Origin of the sequence: Magnetospirillum gryphiswaldense MSR-1 v2, assembly GCF_000513295.1 — a bacterium.
GTDB lineage: Bacteria > Pseudomonadota > Alphaproteobacteria > Rhodospirillales > Magnetospirillaceae > Magnetospirillum > Magnetospirillum gryphiswaldense.
Genome location: NC_023065.1, coordinates 857,088 through 877,396 on the forward strand (window position 1 = coordinate 857,088; position 20,309 = coordinate 877,396).

21 protein-coding genes are annotated in these 20,309 nt (G+C 63.3%); 7 read left to right on the top strand and 14 right to left on the bottom strand.

The genetic code is table 11. The features are described 5' to 3' along the window. Positions 1-21: 21 nt before the first annotated feature. From MGMSRV2_RS04070 to MGMSRV2_RS04080, 3 genes are read right to left on the bottom strand one after another with little or no spacing between them, the layout of a single operon-like run. On the bottom strand, positions 22-1,596 hold the full coding sequence (locus MGMSRV2_RS04070) for an HlyD family type I secretion periplasmic adaptor subunit (RefSeq protein ID WP_024079070.1): 1,575 nt from the start codon (positions 1,594-1,596) through the stop codon (positions 22-24). Next, positions 1,593-3,335 carry a peptidase domain-containing ABC transporter gene (locus tag MGMSRV2_RS04075; RefSeq protein WP_024079071.1) on the bottom strand — a complete coding sequence of 581 codons (1,743 nt, stop codon included), beginning with the start codon at positions 3,333-3,335 and terminating at the stop codon, positions 1,593-1,595. The genes MGMSRV2_RS04070 and MGMSRV2_RS04075 overlap by 4 nt, the downstream gene beginning before the upstream one ends. Before the next feature lie 17 nt (positions 3,336-3,352). Continuing rightward, the gene (locus MGMSRV2_RS04080; RefSeq protein ID WP_158497731.1) at positions 3,353-4,645 is read right to left on the bottom strand and encodes a TolC family protein; all 1,293 of its coding nucleotides are present in this window, start codon (positions 4,643-4,645) and stop codon (positions 3,353-3,355) included. A gap of 447 nt (positions 4,646-5,092) precedes the next feature. Here MGMSRV2_RS04080 and MGMSRV2_RS04085 point away from each other — a divergent pair, with 447 nt between their 5' ends. Beyond that, positions 5,093-5,635, top strand: a complete 543-nt coding sequence (locus MGMSRV2_RS04085) for a GntR family transcriptional regulator (RefSeq protein WP_024079073.1) — start codon at positions 5,093-5,095, stop codon at positions 5,633-5,635. Here MGMSRV2_RS04085 and MGMSRV2_RS04090 read toward each other — a convergent pair whose 3' ends face one another. Together MGMSRV2_RS04090 and MGMSRV2_RS04095 are read right to left on the bottom strand one after the other, a co-directional pair. Next, a complete protein-coding gene (locus tag MGMSRV2_RS04090) occupies positions 5,636-6,247 on the bottom strand; it encodes a YjbE family putative metal transport protein (protein WP_024079074.1) in 612 nt (203 codons plus the stop codon). Positions 6,248-6,277: 30 nt separating this feature from the next. Then, on the bottom strand, positions 6,278-7,528 hold the full coding sequence (locus tag MGMSRV2_RS04095; RefSeq protein ID WP_024079075.1) for a nucleoside recognition domain-containing protein: 1,251 nt from the start codon (positions 7,526-7,528) through the stop codon (positions 6,278-6,280). A gap of 106 nt (positions 7,529-7,634) precedes the next feature. On the opposite strand from MGMSRV2_RS04095, the gene MGMSRV2_RS04100 reads away from it, so the two are divergent. Then, positions 7,635-8,222, top strand: coding sequence for a hypothetical protein (locus MGMSRV2_RS04100; RefSeq protein ID WP_024079076.1), 588 nt, complete (start codon positions 7,635-7,637; stop codon positions 8,220-8,222). 55 nt (positions 8,223-8,277) lie between these two features. Here the strand turns inward: MGMSRV2_RS04100 and MGMSRV2_RS04105 are convergent, their stop codons facing one another. The 4 genes from MGMSRV2_RS04105 to MGMSRV2_RS04120 are packed head-to-tail and all read right to left on the bottom strand — an operon-like array spanning position 8,278 to position 10,058. Further along, complete coding sequence (locus MGMSRV2_RS04105; protein WP_024079077.1) at positions 8,278-8,661, bottom strand: DUF2155 domain-containing protein; 384 nt, start codon at positions 8,659-8,661, stop codon at positions 8,278-8,280. Then, positions 8,658-9,170, bottom strand: a complete 513-nt coding sequence (mlaD, locus tag MGMSRV2_RS04110; RefSeq protein ID WP_024079078.1) for an outer membrane lipid asymmetry maintenance protein MlaD — start codon at positions 9,168-9,170, stop codon at positions 8,658-8,660. The genes MGMSRV2_RS04105 and mlaD (MGMSRV2_RS04110) overlap by 4 nt, the downstream gene beginning before the upstream one ends. 20 nt (positions 9,171-9,190) lie before the next feature. Continuing rightward, a complete protein-coding gene (gene mlaD, locus MGMSRV2_RS04115) occupies positions 9,191-9,691 on the bottom strand; it encodes an outer membrane lipid asymmetry maintenance protein MlaD (RefSeq protein WP_242410713.1) in 501 nt (166 codons plus the stop codon). 16 nt (positions 9,692-9,707) lie between these two features. Then, positions 9,708-10,058, bottom strand: a complete 351-nt coding sequence (locus MGMSRV2_RS04120) for an NADH:ubiquinone oxidoreductase subunit NDUFA12 (RefSeq protein ID WP_024079080.1) — start codon at positions 10,056-10,058, stop codon at positions 9,708-9,710. A gap of 322 nt (positions 10,059-10,380) precedes the next feature. Between MGMSRV2_RS04120 and MGMSRV2_RS04125 the strand changes: the two genes are divergently transcribed. After that, complete coding sequence (locus tag MGMSRV2_RS04125; RefSeq protein WP_024079081.1) at positions 10,381-14,007, top strand: vitamin B12-dependent ribonucleotide reductase; 3,627 nt, start codon at positions 10,381-10,383, stop codon at positions 14,005-14,007. Positions 14,008-14,119: 112 nt separating this feature from the next. On the opposite strand, the gene MGMSRV2_RS04130 is transcribed toward MGMSRV2_RS04125, so the two are convergent. Both MGMSRV2_RS04130 and aat read right to left on the bottom strand, forming a co-directional pair. Beyond that, a complete protein-coding gene (locus tag MGMSRV2_RS04130; RefSeq protein WP_024079082.1) occupies positions 14,120-14,611 on the bottom strand; it encodes a hypothetical protein in 492 nt (163 codons plus the stop codon). 41 nt (positions 14,612-14,652) lie between these two features. Beyond that, complete coding sequence (gene aat / locus MGMSRV2_RS04135) at positions 14,653-15,288, bottom strand: leucyl/phenylalanyl-tRNA--protein transferase (protein ID WP_024079083.1); 636 nt, start codon at positions 15,286-15,288, stop codon at positions 14,653-14,655. A gap of 100 nt (positions 15,289-15,388) precedes the next feature. Here aat and MGMSRV2_RS04140 point away from each other — a divergent pair, with 100 nt between their 5' ends. Continuing rightward, a complete protein-coding gene (locus MGMSRV2_RS04140) occupies positions 15,389-15,724 on the top strand; it encodes an ATPase inhibitor subunit zeta (RefSeq protein WP_024079084.1) in 336 nt (111 codons plus the stop codon). Between the two features lie 10 nt (positions 15,725-15,734). Next, the gene (locus MGMSRV2_RS04145; RefSeq protein ID WP_024079085.1) at positions 15,735-16,757 is read left to right on the top strand and encodes a lysozyme inhibitor LprI family protein; all 1,023 of its coding nucleotides are present in this window, start codon (positions 15,735-15,737) and stop codon (positions 16,755-16,757) included. A gap of 28 nt (positions 16,758-16,785) precedes the next feature. Here MGMSRV2_RS04145 and MGMSRV2_RS04150 read toward each other — a convergent pair whose 3' ends face one another. Beyond that, positions 16,786-17,175, bottom strand: a complete 390-nt coding sequence (locus MGMSRV2_RS04150) for a NifB/NifX family molybdenum-iron cluster-binding protein (protein ID WP_024079086.1) — start codon at positions 17,173-17,175, stop codon at positions 16,786-16,788. 174 nt (positions 17,176-17,349) lie between these two features. Here MGMSRV2_RS04150 and MGMSRV2_RS04155 point away from each other — a divergent pair, with 174 nt between their 5' ends. Both MGMSRV2_RS04155 and MGMSRV2_RS04160 read left to right on the top strand, forming a co-directional pair. Next, positions 17,350-17,979 carry a response regulator gene (locus tag MGMSRV2_RS04155; RefSeq protein WP_024079087.1) on the top strand — a complete coding sequence of 210 codons (630 nt, stop codon included), beginning with the start codon at positions 17,350-17,352 and terminating at the stop codon, positions 17,977-17,979. A 130-nt stretch (positions 17,980-18,109) separates the two neighbouring features. Then, entirely contained in the window at positions 18,110-19,024 is a 915-nt protein-coding gene (locus MGMSRV2_RS04160) for a histidine kinase dimerization/phosphoacceptor domain -containing protein (RefSeq protein ID WP_024079088.1), read from the top strand. Here MGMSRV2_RS04160 and MGMSRV2_RS04165 read toward each other — a convergent pair. Continuing rightward, a complete protein-coding gene (locus MGMSRV2_RS04165; RefSeq protein WP_024079089.1) occupies positions 19,014-19,682 on the bottom strand; it encodes a response regulator in 669 nt (222 codons plus the stop codon). The genes MGMSRV2_RS04160 and MGMSRV2_RS04165 overlap by 11 nt on opposite strands. Next, the gene (locus MGMSRV2_RS04170) at positions 19,679-20,284 is read right to left on the bottom strand and encodes a response regulator (RefSeq protein WP_024079090.1); all 606 of its coding nucleotides are present in this window, start codon (positions 20,282-20,284) and stop codon (positions 19,679-19,681) included. The genes MGMSRV2_RS04165 and MGMSRV2_RS04170 overlap by 4 nt, the downstream gene beginning before the upstream one ends. Positions 20,285-20,309: the final 25 nt, after the last annotated feature.

Consider the following 20,309-nt stretch of genomic DNA (forward strand, 5'->3'; position numbering starts at 1 on the left):
CCGGCAAACAGAGCGAGCGTCTCAGCGTTCGCGGAAAGCTTCGTGCCTCAGCTTCAGGACCGGCTTGAGCAGGTATTGCATCACCGTCCGGTCGCCGGTGTGGATTTCGACACTGGCGACCATGCCCGGCGTGATGGTGCGCTTGTCGGCCTCGTCGCCGAGATAGCTTTTGTCGGTCAGCACCAACACCCGGTAAAACGGCTGGTTGTCCTGGCCCATGGTGGTGTCGGGGGCGACCAGCGATACCTTGCCCTCCAACCCGCCATAAACCACGTAATCATAGGCCGACAGCTTGACCGTGGCCACCTGTCCCGGCTGCACATAGCCGCGGTCCATGGGAGACAGCTTTGCTTCGATTTGCAGGCGTTCGTGCAGGGGCACGATTTCCATGATCGGGTCGCCGGGGCGGATGACGCCGCCGATGGTGTTGGCGCGCAAATTCTTGATGATGCCGTCGGTGGGGCTGGTGATCTGGGTGCGCTGCTGCTGGTCCGACGCCTGGGTCATCAATTCGCGCGTACGGGCCAAGTTCAGTTCCGCCTCGCTCAGTTCCGCCTGGGCGGTGCGGGCGTAATTGGCTTCTTCCTGTTCCTGCCGGCTTTTCGCCTCGGCTTGGGCGGCTTGGGCACGGGGGATGCTGGCGCGCAAGGTATTGGCCTGGCCTTCCAGATCCTCGGTCTGTGCCTGCAATTGCACGTGTTCCATCTTGGCGGTCAGGCCCGAGCGCACCAGATCGGTGGACATGGCCAGCCGTTCCCGCGCCAGCTTCAGGTTGGCGGTGACCGCGCGCAGGCGGGCGTCGAGTTCCTGCACTTCCAGCATTTTTTGCCGGGCCTGATCGGCCAGCACGGTCAGGGTTGATTTATGCGCCTGACGGCGGGCCTCGAAATTGCGGGTTTCCGCCTGCACCAGATTGGGCTGGCGCGCCTGTTCCGCCGCCGGGAATTTAACGGTGGCGGCGCCTTCCAGTTCGGCCCGCAGGCGGGCGACCTGAAGGTTGAGGCCGTCGACGCGGACCTGCAATTCCTCGCGGTTCATGGCCACCGCCGACAAGTCCAGTTGTAAAAGCGGCGCCCCTTCCTTCACCTCGTCGCCTTCGGCGACGTAGATTTCGCGGATGACGCCGCCTTCCAGATGCTGGATGACCTTGACCTTGCCCTCCGGCACCACTTCACCCTCGGCGATGGTCACCTCATCCAGTCGGGCGATGTTGGCCCAGACGATGAACAGGGCGATGGCCAGCATGGCCAGACGGGCAATGGGCCGCCACGTCGGCAACGGGTAGGTATCGGCCAGACCGGCCAGCCGGGACGATCCGCTGATTGCGGCGGAATCGACCGGTGGCACCGGCAGATTGCCGCCGGGCAGCAGGAAGCGCCACAGATGCACGACCGGACCGCGCCAGTCGAGGTCTCGCCAGTTCATGTGCCGCCAGTCGAATTGACGCCAGTCGATCCCGGGACGGTTGGGATCGGGACCAAGCCAGCGCAACAGGTCGCCCACCAGCCGCAATACCACTTGATGGGGCTTGGGTTCGGGCGGTGGCGGCGGTGGCGGGGCCGCGACCGCGACCGGAATCTGCGGTTGTTCGCTCATGGCGTGGCTCCGGCGGGCGGCGGCGGGCGGGGCGCGAACAGGCGCGGCAGCACCTCCGCCGCCGGTCCACGTGCCGCCAGTTTGCCCTTGTCCAACACCACCACGTCGCGGCAGGCCGGCAGCAGAACGGCGGAATGGGTCACCACCACCACGGTACGGGTGGCGGCCATGGCCTGAAGCGCCGCACGCAAATCTTCCTCGGCGTGGCGATCCAGGCTGGCGGAAGGTTCGTCCAGCAGCAATACCGCCGGGTTGCCCACCAGGGCGCGGGCGATGGCGATGCGTTGGCGCTGTCCCGCCGACAACCGTGATCCGGCCTCGCCGATGGTGGTGGCGTAGCCGTCGGGCATGTCGATGATGGTGGAGTGGACACCGGCGGCGGTGGCTGCCTCCAGGATGTCCTGGTCGGAACAGCCGGGCGCGCCATAGGCGATGTTGTCGCGGATGGTGGTATTGAACAGCAGGGTTTCCTGCGGCACATAGCCGATCCAGGCGGCCAGTTCGTGACGGGTGAACTGGGCCATGTCGGCGTCATCCAGCAGCACTCGCCCGCCGGTGGGTGGGTACAGTCCCATCAACAGCTTCAGCAGCGTGGTCTTGCCGCTGCCGTTCTTGCCCAGGATGGCGGTCATGCCGCCGGGCTTGAATTCCAGGCTGGGGATGTCGATGGTGGCCGGCGCATGCGGCTCGGTGCCATAGGTGAAGGTGACGTTCTCCACCCGCAGGTTGCCGTGGGGGCGGTCGCGGGCGATGACGCTGACGCTGCGGTCTTCGGGCATGTCGAAGGTTTCGCCCAACCGCGCTACCGCCTGACGGAAACTGCCAAAACCGCGCCAAGCGCCGACCAACTGGTTGATGGGGCCGTAAAGTCGCGCCGACAGCATGTTGCAGGCGATCAGCGCCCCCATGGACAATTGGTGGTCGATGATATAGATGGCGCCGATGGTGGTTACCGCCACGTTGGCGACCAAGGTCAGCGCCCCGCCCAGATTGACATAGCCGTCGGAAATGGCGCCGCGGCGGATGGAATGTTCGATGGCCCCGGCCTGACGTTCTTCCCACAACGGGCGCAACGCCTGATCCAGGGCCACCGCCTTGACGGTGCCGCGCCCGGCGATCATTTCCGACACCAGGGCGTCGCGGTTGGCGGTGACGTTCTTTTCCGCCTTGGCCGACTGGTTCAGGCTTTGCCCCGAACGCCAAGCCAGGATGACGAAGGCGATGAAGGTCAGGGCGAAGACCAGGGCCAGCGGCTGGCCGATGACATAGATGACGCCCAGGAAGATGAACACATAAGGCAGGTCGGTCAGCAGTACCGCCGAGCCGCCCGACAGGGTGTTGCGCACGGTATCGACGTCTTGGAACAATTGGCGCCAATGGGCGGCGGGGCGGCTTTCCAGAACCCGAAGCGGCAGGCGGTTCATCTTGTCGAACAGGCGGGTGCCGATTTCCACGTCGATGCGCAGGGCGACCATCTGCATGACTCGACCGCGCGTCTGCTTCAGCACGTAATCGAAGATCAGCACCAGGGCGACGCCGATCAGCAGGCCCTTCAGGGTTTCCATGGCCGAATGGCCGATGACCCGGTCGTAGACCTGCATGACGAAGATGGGGACGGCCAAGGCCAAAAGATTGACGAACAGCGCGGTGGCCAGCATCTCGCGCCCGACCGAGCGCAGGGGCGAGACGATTTCCCCTAACCAGCCGGGCTTGTCGTCGTCGTCCTCTTGGTGGTCCATGGACCGGCCCGCCCGGCTCAGCGCGAGGGCAGGGCGGAAAGGGTGGACGGGCTGTTCAACTGGCCGGTGGGCTTGGGATTGCTCATCACCTGGGTGACGCTGTCCATGTTCAGTTCACCCATGGCCGACAGCAGGCTGTAGCCGGCCAGGATCATGTCGTAATAGGCGTTGGCGTGCTTGATGCGGGCATCGTTGATGCGCATTTCTTCATCCAACACGTCGCGCACGGTGCCGTTGCCGCCTTCCTGGCGCTTGCGGGCGTTCAGCCACACTTCCTCGGCCATCACGGCGGCGTTTTCCAGCAATACGGTACGCTGGCGGGCGCTGTTGAGGGTGAACCAGGCGGTGCGCGCGGCCTCGGACGCGGCGCGCGCGGCGTAATCGCGGCTGTCGCGGGCGGCGGCCTGCTGATAGGCGGCCTGGGCCACCTGCGCCTGGGTCTTGAAGCCCGAGAAGATTTCCCAGGACGCGGTCAGCAGCAAAGACCAGTCGCGGCGCACGCCCAAAGTGGCGTTCTTGTCGTTTTCGTAATTGGCCCGACCGATCAGATCGAGGTTGGGGTAATAGCCGGCCTCGGCACCGCGGCGGCGTTCCTCGGCCAGGGCCTCGCCCTTGACCGACATGTCGACCATGGGGTTGTTGCGCTCGGCCAGGGCCACCGCCTCGGTCAACTCGCCGGGCAGCAAGGCCGACGGCAACGGCGGATCGCTGAAGGCGGCCACATTGGGGGGATGGCCGTACAATTGCTGATAGGTGGCCGTCCAGATGGAGAACTGACCCTCGAAATCGACGCGGGCTTCCTTGGCCATCTGCAGGCGCTGCTTGGCCGCCAGCACGTCGGCGGCGACGCCCGAGCCCTTGACCACGCGCTCGTCCTCCAGGTTCATCTGGTCCTGGACCTTGCGCTCGTTCTCGCGCGCCAGTTGGATCAGGCGGTGATAGCGCAGCACGTTCAGATAGGACTTGATACCCTGCAACATGGTGTTCTGCTGGGTGTCGCGCAGGTCCGAGCCATAATAGGCTTCGGTCAACTTGGCCGATTCCACCGCCGAATCGGTGGAATAGCCGTCGAACAGGCGCTGCGTCACCACCACGCCCAAGGTTTCGCGCCCCTTATAAAAGGCGTGCCCCTCGGTGCTGCGGCGGGTCGGGCTGTCGACGTATTCGGGGCCGGTATCGCCGGTCAGTTTGATGGTCGGCAGATAGCCGGCACGGGCGGCGGTGATACCCTCGGCCCCGCCAGCCAAGACGCTCTGCTTCGACTTGATCAGCGGATGGGTCTCAAGCAGATGTTGCAATTCTTCGGACATGGACTGAGCCTTGGCCGCAGACGAAGGCGCGGTCAGCAGCAACAAGCCCATACCAATGACTAGTAACGATGACTGCGAAACCTGCAAAGTCCGCTCCCCAGAAACTACCTGTGCGTTCCGCCCCCGCGGTCCGTCCCGTCAGCTGCACTCGTTTATATACCGGCTTTTACCAGCCTGTACATGATCTTTGGCGTCAGGAACCATCAACCCAGATTAAGAGTGATCGCGGCTTCACCAGCCGGCAAGGTCTTTTTCGGCAGGAAAGCCTCGGCTTGTATGCAATCTTAGATTATAATATTTGTCGGTGCGATGGACATGAACTCGAGTGCATCAAAAAAAATCTACTCATAAGGGATTTTCAGTGATAGAAATTCCCTCGAACTTAGTATTTTGGGTTGTCGTTTCATGCCAAATTCGTCATCTGGTTGTGCCGGCGGAAAGACCACCATGGCCGAGAGGGTCTGGCTGCAATTAGCGGCCGAGATCGTGTCGGGTGGGGTGTCGGGCGGGCGCCGTCTGGATGAGGTCGAACAATCCAATCGTCTTGGCGTGTCGCGCACCCCATTGCGCGAGTCGTTGCGGCAATTGGCGGCCTTGGGCTTGGTTGAAAACCGCCCCCATCGCGGTGTGGTGGTGGCCGATGGTGTCGGCCCGTCGCTTTTTCAGGTGTTGGCCGAGCTCGAAAGCGCCTGCGCCCGCTCGACCGCCTTGTTGTTGACCGGGGCGCAATGTCGGGAACTGGCATTGATCGAGCCCGAGCATCAGTTGTTGATGCCGTGGCTGCGCAATGCCTGCGGCAATTCGATCATGCGCAGCCTGCTCAATACCTTGTGGTATCCATTGCTGGCCGATACCGCCCGTCATGGGGGGCTGGACGTGCGGGACTGTCTGTGCCTGTTGCGCGACGAGGTGGCCGGCGGCAATGCTCTGGCTGCCGGTCAGGCGGCGCAGGCCTATGTCGGGCTGTGGGCCAAGCGGGTCTTGGGCTGATCAGGCCTGGGCCAAGGCCAGCACCTGCTGGCCACCGTCCCAGATCATGGTCAGGGCGACGTACAGGATGATCAGCAGGCCGACATAGGCGACCCAGTGATGGCGCTTCAGCAGGGCGGCGACGGCGTTGGCGGCCACCCCCATCAAGGCTACCGACAGGGCCAGGCCGATGATCATCACCATCTGGTGGTCGCGGGCGGCACCGGCCACCGCCAAAACGTTGTCCAGCGACATGGACACGTCGGCGACGACGATCTGGGTGACGGCGGCGGCAAAGCTTTTTTCACCGGTGGCGGCGGCTTCCTGCTCGCTTTCCTCGGCCTCGTGCATCTTGATTTCGCGCCACAGCTTCCACGACACCCACAGCAGCAGCAGGCCGCCGGCCAGCAACAGGCCCACCACCTTCAGCAATTGCAGGGTGAAGATGGCGAAGATGATGCGCAAGACGGCGGCGGCGGCGATGCCGATGACGATGGCGCGGCGGCGCTGGGCCAGCGGCAGGGCGGCGGCGGCCATGCCGACCACCAGGGCGTTGTCGCCGGCCAGGGCCACGTCGATGGCGATGACCTGCAACAGGGACGACAGCGAATCGAGGGAGAAAAATTCAAGCATGCGTCTGGGTAAAACTTTCCCTCGTTGCCGTCAAGTGACGAACGCGACGCAGGCGGCGACCGCCGCCAGCAATCCGGCCAAATCGGCGATCAGGCCGGCGGCAAGGGCATGACGCATGCGGCGGATGCCGACGGCGCCGAAATAGACGGCGAGGACGTAAAAGGTGGTTTCGCTGGAGCCATAGATGGTGCCTAGCAAGATACCGGTGAACGAATCAGGGCCGATGGCCGGATCGTTCATATAAGACGCCAGCAGGCCGAAGGATCCCGACCCCGACAGCGATCGCAACCCGGCCATGGTCAAGGCTTCCGGCGGGATGCCCAGGGGGGCGGTCAGTCGCGCCAGCGGCGCCAGGATCATGTCGAGGGCGCCCGATTGCCGCAGCATGGCAATGGCCACCAGGATGGCGACCAGATAGGGAATGATGCGCACGGCGATGGCGAAGCCTTCACGGGCGCCGTCGACGAAGCACTCATAGATCTTCACCCGCTGGGTCAGGCCATAGCCCAATACGCCGACCATCAGCCCCGGCACGATCCAATGGCCCAGTTCCGCCCCATGGACGGCCATCAGCGGAATGATGCCGATCAATGCCGCCAGGGCCAGCCAGCCATAGGCGGCGGGCAGGGGCGGCGGGGGCGGTTCAGGGTCTTCCTCGCTGCTCTCGACCATCGGCGTGGCCGGAGGCGGAGGAAACAACGGCGCCAGCAGCCGGGCGGCGGTAATGGCGACCAGGGCCGATACCAAGGTGGCGGCCAGGGTCGGTGCGATCACCGCCGCCGGATTGGCCGAGCCGCTGGCGGCGCGAAGGGTGATGACGCTGGTGGGCAGAATGGTCACCGACGCGGTGTTCAGGGCCAGAAACAAGGCCTGGGGATCACTGGCGCAATCCTTGTGGGGATTGAGCTTTTGCAGATGTTCCATGGCGCGGATGCCGAACGGGGTGGCGGCGTTGCCCAGGCCCAGCAGGTTGGCGGCGACGTTCATGACCATGGCGCCCATGGCCGGATGGGTGGGCGGCACCTGGGGGAACAGGCGACCCATCAGCGGCGCCAGCAGGCGGGCGGTGGCCCGGATCATGCCGGCTTCCTCGGCCACCTTCATCAGGCCGAGAAACAGGGCCATCACCCCCACCAGGCCCAAGGCCAGGGGGACGGCGCCTTCCGCCGCCTTCAGCGCCGCAGTGCTCAACCCGGCCATGGCGCCGGAACCGCCGGTGATTTCGGCTACGGCCGCCACCACCACCGCCGCCCCGATCAGGACAAAGAAAACCAGATTCACGTCGATCCCCCTTGGATCGGCGAAGGCTAACAGAAACCCCGCCCCTTGTCGCCGCCGGGGGGCGTTGCTAAGGTCACAGGTAACGATACTGTTTGGGAAGCGGGTCATGACCCTGTCCGGTTTGCGTTTGGCTGTCCTGGTGCTGATGATTCCCGCCGCTGGCTTTGCCGCCGACGATGTGCCGGCCCGCCTGGACAATGCCCGTGCCGCCTACCAGAAAGGCGACATCGCCCGCGCCGCCCGTGATACCGAGGCGGCGTTGCGGCAGATGCAGGACCGCCTGGGCAAGATGTTCGCCGAGACCTTGCCGGCCATGGGCGGGCGCTGGAAGGCCGAGCCGGTGGAAACCGACAGCCTGGGCGAAGTTGGTGGCGGGTTGTCGGTGTCGCGGGCCTTCACCCGCGATGATTCCTCGCTCAACGTCACCTTGTTGCTGGACAGTCCCGAGGTGGCCTCGGCCCTGGCGCAACTGGCCGCCACCCCTGGTCAGCCCAACGTCAAGAAGATCAAGGCGGCGGGAGAAGATGCGTTGCTCAGGTTCGACGCCGCCACCGGCACCGGCGAGGTGACCATGGTGGTGGCCGGGCGGGCGGTACTGGAAATCCAGGGCGACAACATCAACAATTCCGACGCGCTGGTGGAAGCCGCCAATGGTTGGAATATCAGCAAGATCAAGGCTTTGCTGGCTAATTAACGGGGATCTGGGAAAAGTACGCCGAGGCAAAGCCGGGGGACTTTTTCACGGTTGTTCAGCGCGCCTTGCGGCAATCCAGCACCCAGACGTCGTAGACCGGGTGTTCCATGGCCGACAGCGCCGGACTGGAGGCGAACATCCAGCCGCGGAACACGCCTTGCGCCGGCTGTCCTTGCTTGATGTCCCAGATATCGAGAAAGGCGGCGCTTTCGGGGCTTTCCTCGGGGCGGCGCTTCTTGCAGGCGCGGGCCACCACTTCCAGCGTGCCGAAACGCACGGGTTCCCCCACCGGGGCCTCGATGGTGACGACGCGGGCGGTGATCTTGTCCAAGCCGCCCAGCACGGCCATGTCCAGCGACAGTTCCGGTGCCTGCTGGGCGATGGCGGGCGCGGTCAGCCACAAAAGTGCCGCGCCGGCGATGGACCAACGACGGATCATTGGGGCGGCGCTTCCACCGGGGCAATAGCGGGCGGGGCCGGCATGGGGGCCGCGGTGCGCGGGGCGTCGGCGGTGGCCAGGAAGATCAGTTCGCCGACCATTTCCTCGATGGATTTGTAGTCCTTGGTCTTGGCCAACTGGCCGCCATCGGGCAGGCGGTCCTTGGCCCGACCGGGGATCAGCTTGATGTATTTACCACCCAGCAGGCCCTCGGCGGCGATGGTGGCGGTGGTGTCGGCGGGCAACCGGATATCCTGGGCGATGGTCAGCGTGACCACGGCGTTGTAGCTGACCGGGTCCAGGCTCTGGCTGGCCACGGTACCGACCTTGATGCCGTTGATGCGCACGTCGGCACCGCTGTCCAGGCCGCCGATGCCGGCGAAATGGGCGGTGAGGGTATAACCCTTGACCTCTTCCATGCCGGCGTGGCGCCAGGCGAAGACCAGAAAGAAACCGGCCACCGCCAGAACAACCGCCCCCATGATCGTTTCGATGAGATTGCGTCCCATGATCCCCTCTATGTCGGCGGTTAGTTGTTGCTGACCGAGGGCAACGGCTTGCCGGCATAGCCGCGCTTGCCCTTGCCCTGCTCGATGATCAGTTCCATCAGGTCTTCGATGACCATGGAATCCTGGGTGTAGATGATGCTGTCGCCGTCCTGCAGCGGACGATCATCGCCGCCGGGGCCGATTTCGATATATTTGGCCCCCAGCAATCCATCGGTGCGGATCACGGCGGTGGAATCGGCGGGCAGGGCGACGTTTTCGGCGATTTGCAGACGGGTGACGGCGCGGAATTCCGGGTCCAGGGTTTCTTCCACCACCGACCCGATCTTCACCCCCGACAAACGTACCGGGCTGCCGATACTGATGCCATCCAGGCGGTTGAAACGGGCGGTGACGGAATAGCCTTCAATCTGACCGGCTTTGCTGGCGTCCTTGACATAGACCAGCACCAAAGCCAGCGCCGCCACGGCGACGACGATGGCGCCGGTAACGGTATCGCGTGATCCGCCCTTGGTAACCATCATCTCCCCCTTGGCCGGTTTAGGGCTGCCACGCCTCGTAATCGCCGGCGGCGCGTTCGCGCTGGCCGCCGCGCAGGTCGTGGCCCGGCGGCAGATAGGCGTCGGTGGTGCCGGTGGTATTGATCTGATGCGGCTTTTGCCATTCGCGGCGGGCCGAATCGGTCAGCGGCGCATCGACGGTGTGATGCAGCCAGGCATGCCATTCCGCCGGTACCGCCGAGGCCTCGGCGACGCCATTATAGATGACCCAACGCTTGGGACGACGCCCGGCAGGCTTGCCGCGCTCGATATAATAGCGGTTGCCGGCAGTGTCGGTGCCGACCAGTTTGCCCTTGAGCCAGGTGAACAGCAGAGTTCCAAAGCCGGCCATGACGCCCTCTTGTTCTTATGGGAATAAACTTAGGGGCGGACTATGGCAAAAGCCGGGGCTGGCGTCCAGAGCTTCGCGGGGATTTGATCAAATCCCGTAAAAAGCGATAATTATTGCATCTATATGATGTGTGAAAATGATGATCTCGGGACAAAATGTGGTTGCGTCGACGGCGGGGCGGGCATAATCTGCGTCTCGGTTCGGGGCGAGACACAACATGTTGTGGACATCGCGATGAAGGGTGATTCTCAAGGGAATCCCTTTGCTTCGCTGTCGCCGCCGGCGCTCGGTCCAGGCCAAACAGACACCCAGAGAGGCATCCATGCGCGTCCAGCGTCACTTCACCAAGTCCGGTTCGTCCGCTTACGCGGGCATCGACTTCCGCAAGGCCACCAGCGAGATCCGCAACCCCGATGGGTCGGTTGTGTTTCAGGCCAAGGATATCGACGTTCCGGCCGGCTGGTCGCAGGTGGCTTGTGATGTCCTGGCGCAGAAATATTTCCGCAAGGCCGGTATTCCGGCCCGGTTGAAGCGGGTGGCGGAAAAGGGCGTGCCCGAGTGGCTGCAGCGCCACGAGCCCGATGCCGAGGCGTTGAAGGCGGTGCCGGTCGAGCAGCGCACCAGCGGTGAGACCAGCGCCACCCAGGTGTTCGACCGTCTGGCCGGCACCTGGACCTATTGGGGCTGGAAGGGCGGCTATTTCTCGTCGGAAGACGACGCCCTGGCCTTCCGCGACGAAATGGCCTTCATGCTGGCCAACCAGATGGGCGCCCCCAACAGCCCGCAATGGTTCAACACCGGCCTGCACTGGGCGTACGGCATCGACGGCCCCAGCCAGGGCCATTATTACGTGGATCACAAGACCGGCAAGCTGACCCGGTCCAAGTCGTCCTATGAACATCCGCAGCCCCATGCCTGCTTCATCCAGTCCATCGAGGACGATCTGGTCAACGAAGGCGGCATCATGGATCTGTGGGTGCGTGAAGCCCGCCTGTTCAAGTACGGCTCGGGCACCGGCACCAATTTCTCCAAGCTCAGGGGCGAGGGCGAGCGTCTGTCCGGCGGCGGCAAGTCGTCGGGCCTGATGAGCTTCCTCAAGATCGGCGACCGTGCCGCCGGCGCCATCAAGTCGGGCGGCACCACCCGTCGCGCCGCCAAGATGGTGGTGGTCGACGTCGATCACCCGGATATCGAAGCCTTCATCAATTGGAAGGTGGTCGAGGAACAGAAGGTCGCCGCCCTGGTCGCCGGCTCCAAGCTGGCGCAAAAGCACCTGGGCGAGGTCATGGCCTCGATGCGGGAATGGGACGGCGCCGCCGACAGCGATGCCCGTTTCGATCCCAAGCTCAACAAGCGGCTGAAAAAGGCCATCATCGGCGCCCGTGGCGCCATGATCCCGGAAAACTACGTGCAGCGCATGATCCAGTTCGCCCGTCAGGGTTATCTGGATATCGAGTTCCCGGTGTTCAACACCGACTGGGATTCGGAAGCCTATCTGACCGTGTCGGGGCAGAATTCCAATAACACCGTGCGCGTTACCGACGCCTTCCTCAACGCCGTCATCGACGATCAGGATTGGGTGCTCAAGCATCGCAATTCCGACAAGGTGAAGAAGAACCTGAAGGCCCGCGATCTGTGGGAACGCATCGGCGAAGCCGCCTGGGCCTGCGCCGATCCGGGCATCCAGTTCGACACCACCATCAACGATTGGCATACCTGCCCGGAATCGGGTCGCATCAACGCCTCGAATCCGTGCTCGGAATACATGTTCCTGGACGACACCGCCTGTAATCTGGCGTCCTTGAACCTGCTGTCGTTCCGCCGTGCCGATGCCAGCTTCGACATCGAGGGCTTCCGCCACGCCTGCCGGCTGTGGACCATGGTGCTGGAAATCAGCGTGCTGATGGCGCAGTTCCCGTCCGAGAAGATCGCCCAACTGTCCTATGAATTCCGTACCCTCGGCCTGGGCTTCGCCAATATCGGCGGCCTGCTGATGGCCGACGGCATCCCCTATGACAGCCAGAAGGGGCGGGCGCTGACCGGCGCCATCACCGCCCTGATGACCGGCGAATCCTATGTCACCTCGGCGGAAATGGCGGCTGAACTGGGCGCTTTCCCCGGCTACGGCGCCAACTCGGCCCATATGCTGCGGGTGATCCGCAACCATCGCCGCGCCGCCTACGGCCTGACCTCGGGCTATGAAGGCCTGGACATCAGCCCGGTGCCGCTGGATGCCGACAATTGCCCGGATTCCTCCCTGGTCGCCGCCGCCCGGCTGGCCTGGGACAGCGCCCTGGCCATGGGGGAAAAGCACGGTTACCGCAACGCTCAGGCGACGGTGATCGCGCCCACCGGCACCATCGGTCTGGTGATGGATTGCGACACCACCGGCATCGAGCCCGACTTCGCCCTGGTCAAGTTCAAGAAGCTGGCCGGCGGCGGCTATTTCAAGATCATCAACCGCATGGTGCCCGAGGCGCTGCGTTCTTTGGGCTATGCCGAAAGCGACGTGGCCGAGATCATCCGCTATGCCGTCGGCCATGCCACGCTGCGTGATGCGCCGGGCATCAACCACAACAAGCTGCGGGCGAAGGGCTTCACCGACGAGGTGCTGGAGAAAGTCGAGCAATCGCTGGAAGCGGCCTTCGACATCAAGTTCGTCTTCAACAAGTACACGCTGGGGGCGGAATTCTGCACGGATGTGCTGAAGATTCCGGCGGCCAAGCTGGACGACCTGTCCTTCGATCTGCTGGCCCATCTGGGCTTCAGCAAGGCGGACATCGACGCCGCCAACACCTATTGCACCGGCGCCATGACCCTGGAAGGCGCGCCCTTCCTCAAGGCCGAGCACTTGGCCGTGTTCGATTGCGCCAGCCCCTGCGGCAAGATCGGCAAGCGCTTCCTGTCGGCGGAAAGCCACATCCACATGATGGCGGCGGCGCAGCCGTTCATCTCGGGCGCCATTTCCAAGACCATCAACATGCCCAACTCGGCCAGCGTCGAGGATTGCAAGGACGCCTACATGCTGTCGTGGCGCCTGGGCCTGAAGGCCAATGCGCTCTATCGCGACGGTTCCAAGCTGAGCCAGCCGTTGCAGGCGGCTTTGCTGGACGATGCCGGCGCCTTGGAAGAGGAAGTCACCGCTGCGCCGCTGGCGGCACGGGCGGAAATCGTCGCCGAACGTATCGTCGAGCGCATCGCCGCCGCCCGGCGCAAACTGCCCGACCGCCGCAAGGGCTATACGCAAAAGGCCATGGTCGGCGGCCACAAGGTTTATCTGCGTACCGGTGAATACGAGGACGGCAAGGTCGGCGAGATCTTCATCGACATGCACAAGGAAGGCGCCGCCTTCCGCGCCATGATGAACAACTTCGCCATCGCCATCTCCATCGGCCTGCAATACGGCGTGCCGCTGGAGGAATTCGTCGAGGCCTTCACCTTCACCCGGTTCGAGCCGCAAGGCATGGTCGAAGGCAACGAGACCATCAAGATGGCCACCTCGATCCTGGATTACATCTTCCGCGAATTGGCCATTTCCTACCTGTCGCGCAACGATCTGGCCCATGTGGAACCGGCCGACCTGACCCCCGACACCGTCGGGCGCGGCAACGTGGAAGGTCAGTTGGAAAAGGCGGCGGCGGTGGTCGAGCGGGTCACGTCGCGCGGCTATGTGCGGTCCAAATTCCTGGTGGTGTCGGGCGGAGCCAGTGCCGCCTCGCTGTCGGCGGACATTTCGGGGGCGACCATGTCCACTACCAGCCAGGTGGCCTTGTCGGTCGATCCGGAAACCGCGATCCAGCAATTCGACGCCCGGGCCGAGGAAATCCGCAAGGCGCGTATGAAGGGCTATGAGGGTGACGCCTGCCCCGAATGCGGCAACTTCACCCTGGTGCGCAACGGCACCTGCCTGAAGTGCGACACCTGCGGCGGCACTACCGGCTGCTCGTAAACGAAAACAGGGGGCCGTCTCAGCCTCTCTTCGGTCCCCTGAAGCAGGGCCGGCTTTCATCAGAAAGCCGGCCCTTTTGCTTTATCAAGGCGCCCGTGACGGGCGGCCCGCCTCAGAAAATCGACACGCCGCCGGAATCCACCAGGGCAGGAATAACCGGGCAGGAAATGCCGCGTCGGTCATTTTTGCCGGCCTGATCGGCAGCCTGCTGCGCCACCGATTGGCCCGGCGCACCCTGCTTTTCCTCTTCCTTCAGCGCCTGTTGCAGCTGCTTTTCCACTTCCTCCTGAATCTTCTGCTCCAGGATTTTTTGGATCACAGGCTCCATCTTGGCCAGGGAGTCTTCGTCCAGGCCCATCTCGGCCATGACCTTCTTGCGCAGTTCTTCCTTCAGTTTCTCGATACGGGTGTCGCGCACCCAGGCGGTAAAGCCCTTGTCCTTGATGGACTCCATCTCGCTTTCATGCGCCTGCTGGCGTGCCTGGGCCTTTTGCGCGGCCTGCAATGCCGCGTCGAAGCCGGTGCCGCCGGTGCTGGCCCCCACGGGTGACGCTGCCATCGTCATGGCCATGGCGGCGCTGTCGTTGTCGATGCCGGAAATCATCCTTGCCCCCAAAGCAGTTCTGGTCCGTGGGGCATTGCAACCTATGGGCCAGGGGCCAAGGCTGCCGACCAATCAACCGGATTGGGCAGGAAGAAAGCCGGCTCATTCAGCGCCGCGGCCAGCAGAAGCTTGTAGTGGTGGCGCGGAATCTCGGTGGCGCCAAAGCGGCTCAGGTGCTCGGTGATGAATTGGGTGTCGAGCAGAAGGAAGCCACCCAATTTCAGGCGGGCGACCAGATCGACCAGGGCCACCTTGGAGGCGTCGGTGGCCCGGCTGAACATGCTTTCACCAAAAAAGGCGCCGCCCAGGGCCAAGCCGTACAGGCCGCCGACCAAGCGGTCGCCGTCCCAGCTTTCCACCGAATGGGCCAGACCCATGGCGTGCAACTGGCAAAACAGGTCGACGATCTGGCCGTTGATCCAGGTATCCTCGCGCCCGGTCTTGGCCTCGGCGCAGCCTTCCATGACGGCCCGGAAAGCAGTGTCCACACTGATACGGTAACGGCCTTGCCGCAGGGTCTTTTTCAGGGAACGCGGCACATGGAAATCTGGCAACGGCAGGATTCCCCGTTCCTCCGGGTCGATCCAATAGAGCTTGGAATCGCCGCGGGTGCGGGCCATGGGGAACAATCCCATGGTGTAGGCTCGTACCAGGACATCGGTGGTCAGGACACGCATTGCCGATCCAGTGGTTTCTCTTCGATCTCTATTTTCTCTTTGAAATGTATGGTGGTCGGTGAGATTTTCCAATGGAATGACAATAAGCGGGAAAACGCGGATGGGTGATTTCGTCCACACGGTCGATGCCAAGGGGGTCACCAGCCAGTTCAACTTCATCGCCGGGCAGGAATCGGCGTTTTGGATCAGGGCCCGGCGCAACCACCTGCTGGCCCAATGGTTCAGCGACCTGACCGATGAAAGTCAGCAAACCTATGTGCAATTGCTGCTTGATGCCGATTTCGCCCGCGTGCAGACGCGCGAATCGGAAGCCTGGATCTTGATCAAGATCCGTAACGACCTGATGGGGTTCGGCGTTTTTCTGTCTTTGGAGCAGTTGCGCGAGGTGGCCGAACGCTGTCGCCTGCAAGCGTGGCAGGAGCGCCAGCGGCAATAGGGAGGGCGGAATGCGTTTCTTTTTGGTGGTTACGCTGGCCCTTTCGCTGGCGGCTCCGGCTCAGGCTGGGAACTGGGCCGACGACCCCGAATATGCCCAACATGCTGAATTCGCGACCTCCAGGCGGATTTGCGATCAGCTTCGTCGGGTGGAATTGCCTGATGCCAAGCGGCCGGATCGCCGTGAGCAAGGTGGCATGGCCGGTTGCTGTTCCGAGGCGCTTTATTATGGCATCGGCGTTCCGGTCGATGCCAAGGCCGCCTTTGCCTGCGCCCAGCTGGAAGCGGACGATATGTTCAGCGGCGACATGATGCTGATGACCATGTATGCCAATGGCAAAGGTGTGGCGGTTGACCTGGACAAGGCGGTTGCCTTGGCGTGCGTGGGCACCGGGGCTCCCATGGAAATTCATTACCGGGTGCTGTCATTGACCCAGCGGCGCGGTGTGACGCCGACGGCTGAATTCCACTGGTGCGACGATATCACCAGCGGTCTGAACATGGGCTGGTGCGCGGCGCACGCCGCCCGATTCGACGAGGCCACCCAGGCCGAGGACGTCAAAGCCTTCCGTCGCCATTGGCGCGAGGGCGAGGCCGCCGTCCGATTGGAGGCGCTGTTGGCCGCCGCCAAAAACTTCGTCTCCGTGCGCGGTAACGAAGTCGACCAGTCGGGCACCGCACGTGCTGCTTTGGTCATCGAGGCGGAAGCCGAAGTCAGGCGCCGGTTGCATGATGATCTGCACGACTTGGCCGGGTCGCAGATGAGGCTGGCCGCGGCTGCGACCGACACGGACGCTGACGCCGAGTTGAACCGGGTCTACAAACGGGTCATGGCCCATGATTTCGGCGAATACGGTGGCGCGCCGAGCCCGGCGGCCATCCGTGGGGTGCAGCGCGCCTGGCTGAAATACCGGGATGCCTGGGTGGCCTTCGTCAAGGCGGCGGGCCCCGGACTTCCCCCTCAGGCGGTGATTAACCTGCAAACCCGCCACCGCATCGCGCAATTGCTGGAACTGCTGGGCGAAACCCCCTGAGAAATACTGTACCCGTCAGGGCACGGGGCTATTTGTGCTTGGAAAAGATGTCCAGGGTCTTGCAGATCAGGGCGCCGATGGGGCGCGGCTTGGGATCGGACAAGGTTTGCGCCAGATAATCGGCGACTGCCTTGGCGGCGTCCTTTTCCGCCGTCAGGGCGACGATGGCGCCGCGCTTTTCCATATGCTTGATGAAACCTTCCCCCGCCGACAGGGTGATGATGGCATCGATGCCGTCCAGAGGGTGGTCTTGACCGTTTTCCTCGACGTAATGAAACACCTGATCGCCGGGCAATTCGATCCGTTCAGGCGCGCTGATCTGGCCGGATTCGTCGGCAGAGAACACCAGCCAGCGCTTGGCGCGCCCGGCATGGCCGCTGACCGAACAAAAATCCGAACTGGCGATGGCGATCTTCATTGCCCAAAATCTCCGCAAACCATAAGCCATGTCCACAATATGTGCACATGCGTCATGCGGCAAGGGGGGCAATCCCCGGTAACTGCATGTCGGTTCTCGATTTCATCGCGCAAATGGTGCATGTTGTCGCAGGCCCCCCAAGTTCATCATGCAACCGGGTAAAGGAGAATCCACGTGCCCATTCGCATCCTGATCGCCGAGGATCAGTTACTCGTGCGCCAGGGGTTGGCCGCCTTGCTGAAGGCCGAAAACGTCGAGATCATTGGCGAGGCCGAGGACGGGGGCAGCGCCGTCGACATGGCCAAAAGCCTGAAGCCGGATATCGTCTTGATGGATTTGTCCATGCCCGGCCTGGACGGGGTCGAGGCGACGCGCCGTCTGAAGCGGGCGGCGCCACAGATTCGCGTGTTGATTCTGACCATCGCCAATTGCGAGCGCCGGGTGGCCGAAGCCCTGGCCGCCGGGGCCGATGGGTATGCCCTGAAGCGTTTGGGGCACGAGGAGTTGATGTCGGCCATCAATTCGGTGCGCATGGGCCGGCAATATCTGGGGCCGGGCCTGGACGTGGAATTGGTGCGCGAACACCTGGACGGCGGCGAGGCCAATGTGCCATCGCTGACCGCGCGCGAGATGGAGGTTTTGCGCCTGATCGCCCAAGGGCTGAAAAACCGCGAGATCGCCGATACCTTGTCCATTGCCATCAAGACGGTGGAAACCCACCGCACCAAGATCATGCAGAAACTGGACCTGCATAATTCCGCCGAATTGGCCACCTATGCCATTCGCCGCGGATTGATCGAATAGTTCCTCGGAACTAAAGAGGGCTTGGTCCATCCGCCCGATGCCCGTTTTGTTTTATCAAACTTTAGGTTTAATCAGGGGGGACGGTTTCGGCTCCTGATGAGGGCGGCTTTTGCTCAGATTGACAAAGCGCGTGGGTGGCTGTCGGCAGAATTTTGCCGACACCGCTGGGCTGGCGGCAATCGTCGCCCATGCGGACGGACGATTAAGCTTTGTCAGCACCGAGGCCAGGCTGTTGCTGGGCCGTCAGGGCCGCGCGCCGCGACATTGGAACGATACGGTGCTCTCGGTCGCCGATTCCGGCGCCTTGGCATCCTTGTGCCGCCGGGTTCGCCAGGGCGGACGTGATCAGGTTCATGTGATGGATCTGCACGGTGGTCAGCGTATCGAAGCCAGATTGCGGGCCATGACCGGCCCCGGCCGTGTGTTGGCCCTGTTTGTCGACATCACCCATCAGGCGCGGTTGAAATCCGATATCGTGCAGTTACGGGCCGACAATCAGGCCTGGGCGCAGGAATTGCAGCACCGGGTCCGCAATACCCTGCATGTCCTGTCGGCCATGATGTATTTCGAGTCCGCGCCCCATGGTCCGGTGTTCGAGCAGGTGCATGGCCGCATTCTGGCCATGGCCCAGGCCCATGATACCCTGGTGGTGCGCGACGGCATCGCTATGATCGACCTGATCGCCTGTATCCGCTCGCTGCATGCCATGGCCTGTGCTGCCGCCAACATCGCCGAGACGGACTTGCCGTTGATTTTGGAGGCGGCATCGGAATTGGCGGCCCCGTCCATCGACGTCGCCGTCCCCATCGCCCTGATCGTCCATGAAGTCTTCAGCGCTGCCGCCAAGCGGGCCGGTGATGGCGTTGGTCGGTCGCTGCGGGTGGAACTCGGTCAGCAATCGGGCAGGATGCGCTTGGCCCTGTCGGGCTTGTGCGCGGGCGAGGATTGTCTGAACCTGCGTCTGGTCACGCTGTTGGCGCAGCAATTGCGGGCCGAGCTTCGGACCGAGCCTTGCGGTGAAATAAGCCTGGAATTCAGTCCTTAGCGCCGCTGCCGGTCAATCCGGCCAGGATGGCGACCCGGGCGGCTTCGGTGCGGTTGCTGACGGCGATCTTGCGGAAGATGTTGCGCAGATGCGCCTTGACCGTGACTTCCTGCAGTTCAAAGGCGCGGGCGATGACCTTGTTGGGGGCGCCATCGACGATCATCCCCAAAATCTCCATCTCGCGCGCCGACAACACGGCCAGCGGACCGCTCTTGCCGGTATTTTCCGGCTCCTTGCGGTTCATGGTCTCGTGATAGTCGAACAGGAAGGGCGGAACGTATTTTTCTCCCGACAGGACCAGACGCAGCACGCCGATGATGGTTTCACCGCGCATGGTTTTGGGAATGAAACCGTTGGCGCCGCTTTCAATGGAATGAAAGGCATCGGCGGGATGGGTCGATCCCGACAGAATAACCACGGGCACATGGGGGAATTCAGCCCGCATGGTGGCCAGGCCGTTCAAGCCGTCCATGCCGGGCATGTTCAGGTCCAGGATGGTCAGGCCCAGATTGCTGGCCTGGCGGGCCTTGATCAGGGCTTCATCGAAGCTGCCCGCTTCCAGCACGCTGGCATTGTCGGTCACCCGTTGCAGGAATGGCACCAACCCGTCGCGCACCATGGCATGATCGTCGGCCAGCAGGATTTCCATCTGGGTCATTGTCCAGTCCCCGGCAAAATGGCCAGCTTGGTCAGGGCCTCGCTGATCTGGGTGGGGGAAAACGGCTTGCCGATCACCTGCGCGACACTGTCGGGAAAGTTTTCGGCGTGGCCGCTGCGGACGTGGCCGCTGGCGACGATCACCGGGGTGCCCGGTTGCAGGTCATACAGGCGGCGGATCAGTTCCATGCCGTCCATGCGCGGCATGCGGATGTCGGTGACCACGGCGTCATAAACATGCTGGTGGCACAGATCGAAGGCCTCCTGACCATCATGGGCGACATCGACGGCATAGCCCTGCTGTTGCAGGTGATCGGCCAGCATCAGCGCGGCCAGGACCTCGTCATCGACCAACAGGATCAGCGGGGCCTGTGAATGCTCCTGAAGTTCCGGCTGTTGCGGCTGCACCGGCGTGCGGGGAACGGCGGCGCCGCCGATCAGGGCGGTCAGATGATCCACCTGACCCAGGATGGTATCGACCCGCTTGCGCAGACGCTCCGGCGTCAATCGCCCATCCTTGTCGTCCAACGACAGCGATTCCGCCGCCAGACGAATAACATGCAGACATTGATTGGCGTCGTGGACAAAGGCGCGCGACAGCATGGAATGTTCTCCCCCCTGAACAACC

Coding starts and splice junctions, on each gene's coding strand:
- MGMSRV2_RS04125 (WP_024079081.1), top strand. CDS start 10,381: ATGCGCGTCCAGCGTCACTTCACCAAGTCCGGTTCGTCCGCTTACGCG.
- MGMSRV2_RS04100 (WP_024079076.1), top strand. CDS start 7,635: ATGACCCTGTCCGGTTTGCGTTTGGCTGTCCTGGTGCTGATGATTCCC.
- mlaD (WP_024079078.1), bottom strand. CDS start 9,170: ATGGGACGCAATCTCATCGAAACGATCATGGGGGCGGTTGTTCTGGCG.
- MGMSRV2_RS04080 (WP_158497731.1), bottom strand. CDS start 4,645: ATGTCCGAAGAATTGCAACATCTGCTTGAGACCCATCCGCTGATCAAG.
- aat (WP_024079083.1), bottom strand. CDS start 15,288: ATGCGTGTCCTGACCACCGATGTCCTGGTACGAGCCTACACCATGGGA.
- mlaD (WP_242410713.1), bottom strand. CDS start 9,691: ATGATGGTTACCAAGGGCGGATCACGCGATACCGTTACCGGCGCCATC.
- MGMSRV2_RS04090 (WP_024079074.1), bottom strand. CDS start 6,247: ATGCTTGAATTTTTCTCCCTCGATTCGCTGTCGTCCCTGTTGCAGGTC.
- MGMSRV2_RS04170 (WP_024079090.1), bottom strand. CDS start 20,284: ATGCTGTCGCGCGCCTTTGTCCACGACGCCAATCAATGTCTGCATGTT.
- MGMSRV2_RS04105 (WP_024079077.1), bottom strand. CDS start 8,661: ATGATCCGTCGTTGGTCCATCGCCGGCGCGGCACTTTTGTGGCTGACC.
- MGMSRV2_RS04140 (WP_024079084.1), top strand. CDS start 15,389: ATGGGTGATTTCGTCCACACGGTCGATGCCAAGGGGGTCACCAGCCAG.
- MGMSRV2_RS04165 (WP_024079089.1), bottom strand. CDS start 19,682: ATGACCCAGATGGAAATCCTGCTGGCCGACGATCATGCCATGGTGCGC.
- MGMSRV2_RS04130 (WP_024079082.1), bottom strand. CDS start 14,611: ATGATTTCCGGCATCGACAACGACAGCGCCGCCATGGCCATGACGATG.
- MGMSRV2_RS04085 (WP_024079073.1), top strand. CDS start 5,093: ATGGCCGAGAGGGTCTGGCTGCAATTAGCGGCCGAGATCGTGTCGGGT.
- MGMSRV2_RS04075 (WP_024079071.1), bottom strand. CDS start 3,335: ATGGACCACCAAGAGGACGACGACGACAAGCCCGGCTGGTTAGGGGAA.
- MGMSRV2_RS04070 (WP_024079070.1), bottom strand. CDS start 1,596: ATGAGCGAACAACCGCAGATTCCGGTCGCGGTCGCGGCCCCGCCACCG.
- MGMSRV2_RS04145 (WP_024079085.1), top strand. CDS start 15,735: ATGCGTTTCTTTTTGGTGGTTACGCTGGCCCTTTCGCTGGCGGCTCCG.
- MGMSRV2_RS04150 (WP_024079086.1), bottom strand. CDS start 17,175: ATGAAGATCGCCATCGCCAGTTCGGATTTTTGTTCGGTCAGCGGCCAT.
- MGMSRV2_RS04120 (WP_024079080.1), bottom strand. CDS start 10,058: ATGGCCGGCTTTGGAACTCTGCTGTTCACCTGGCTCAAGGGCAAACTG.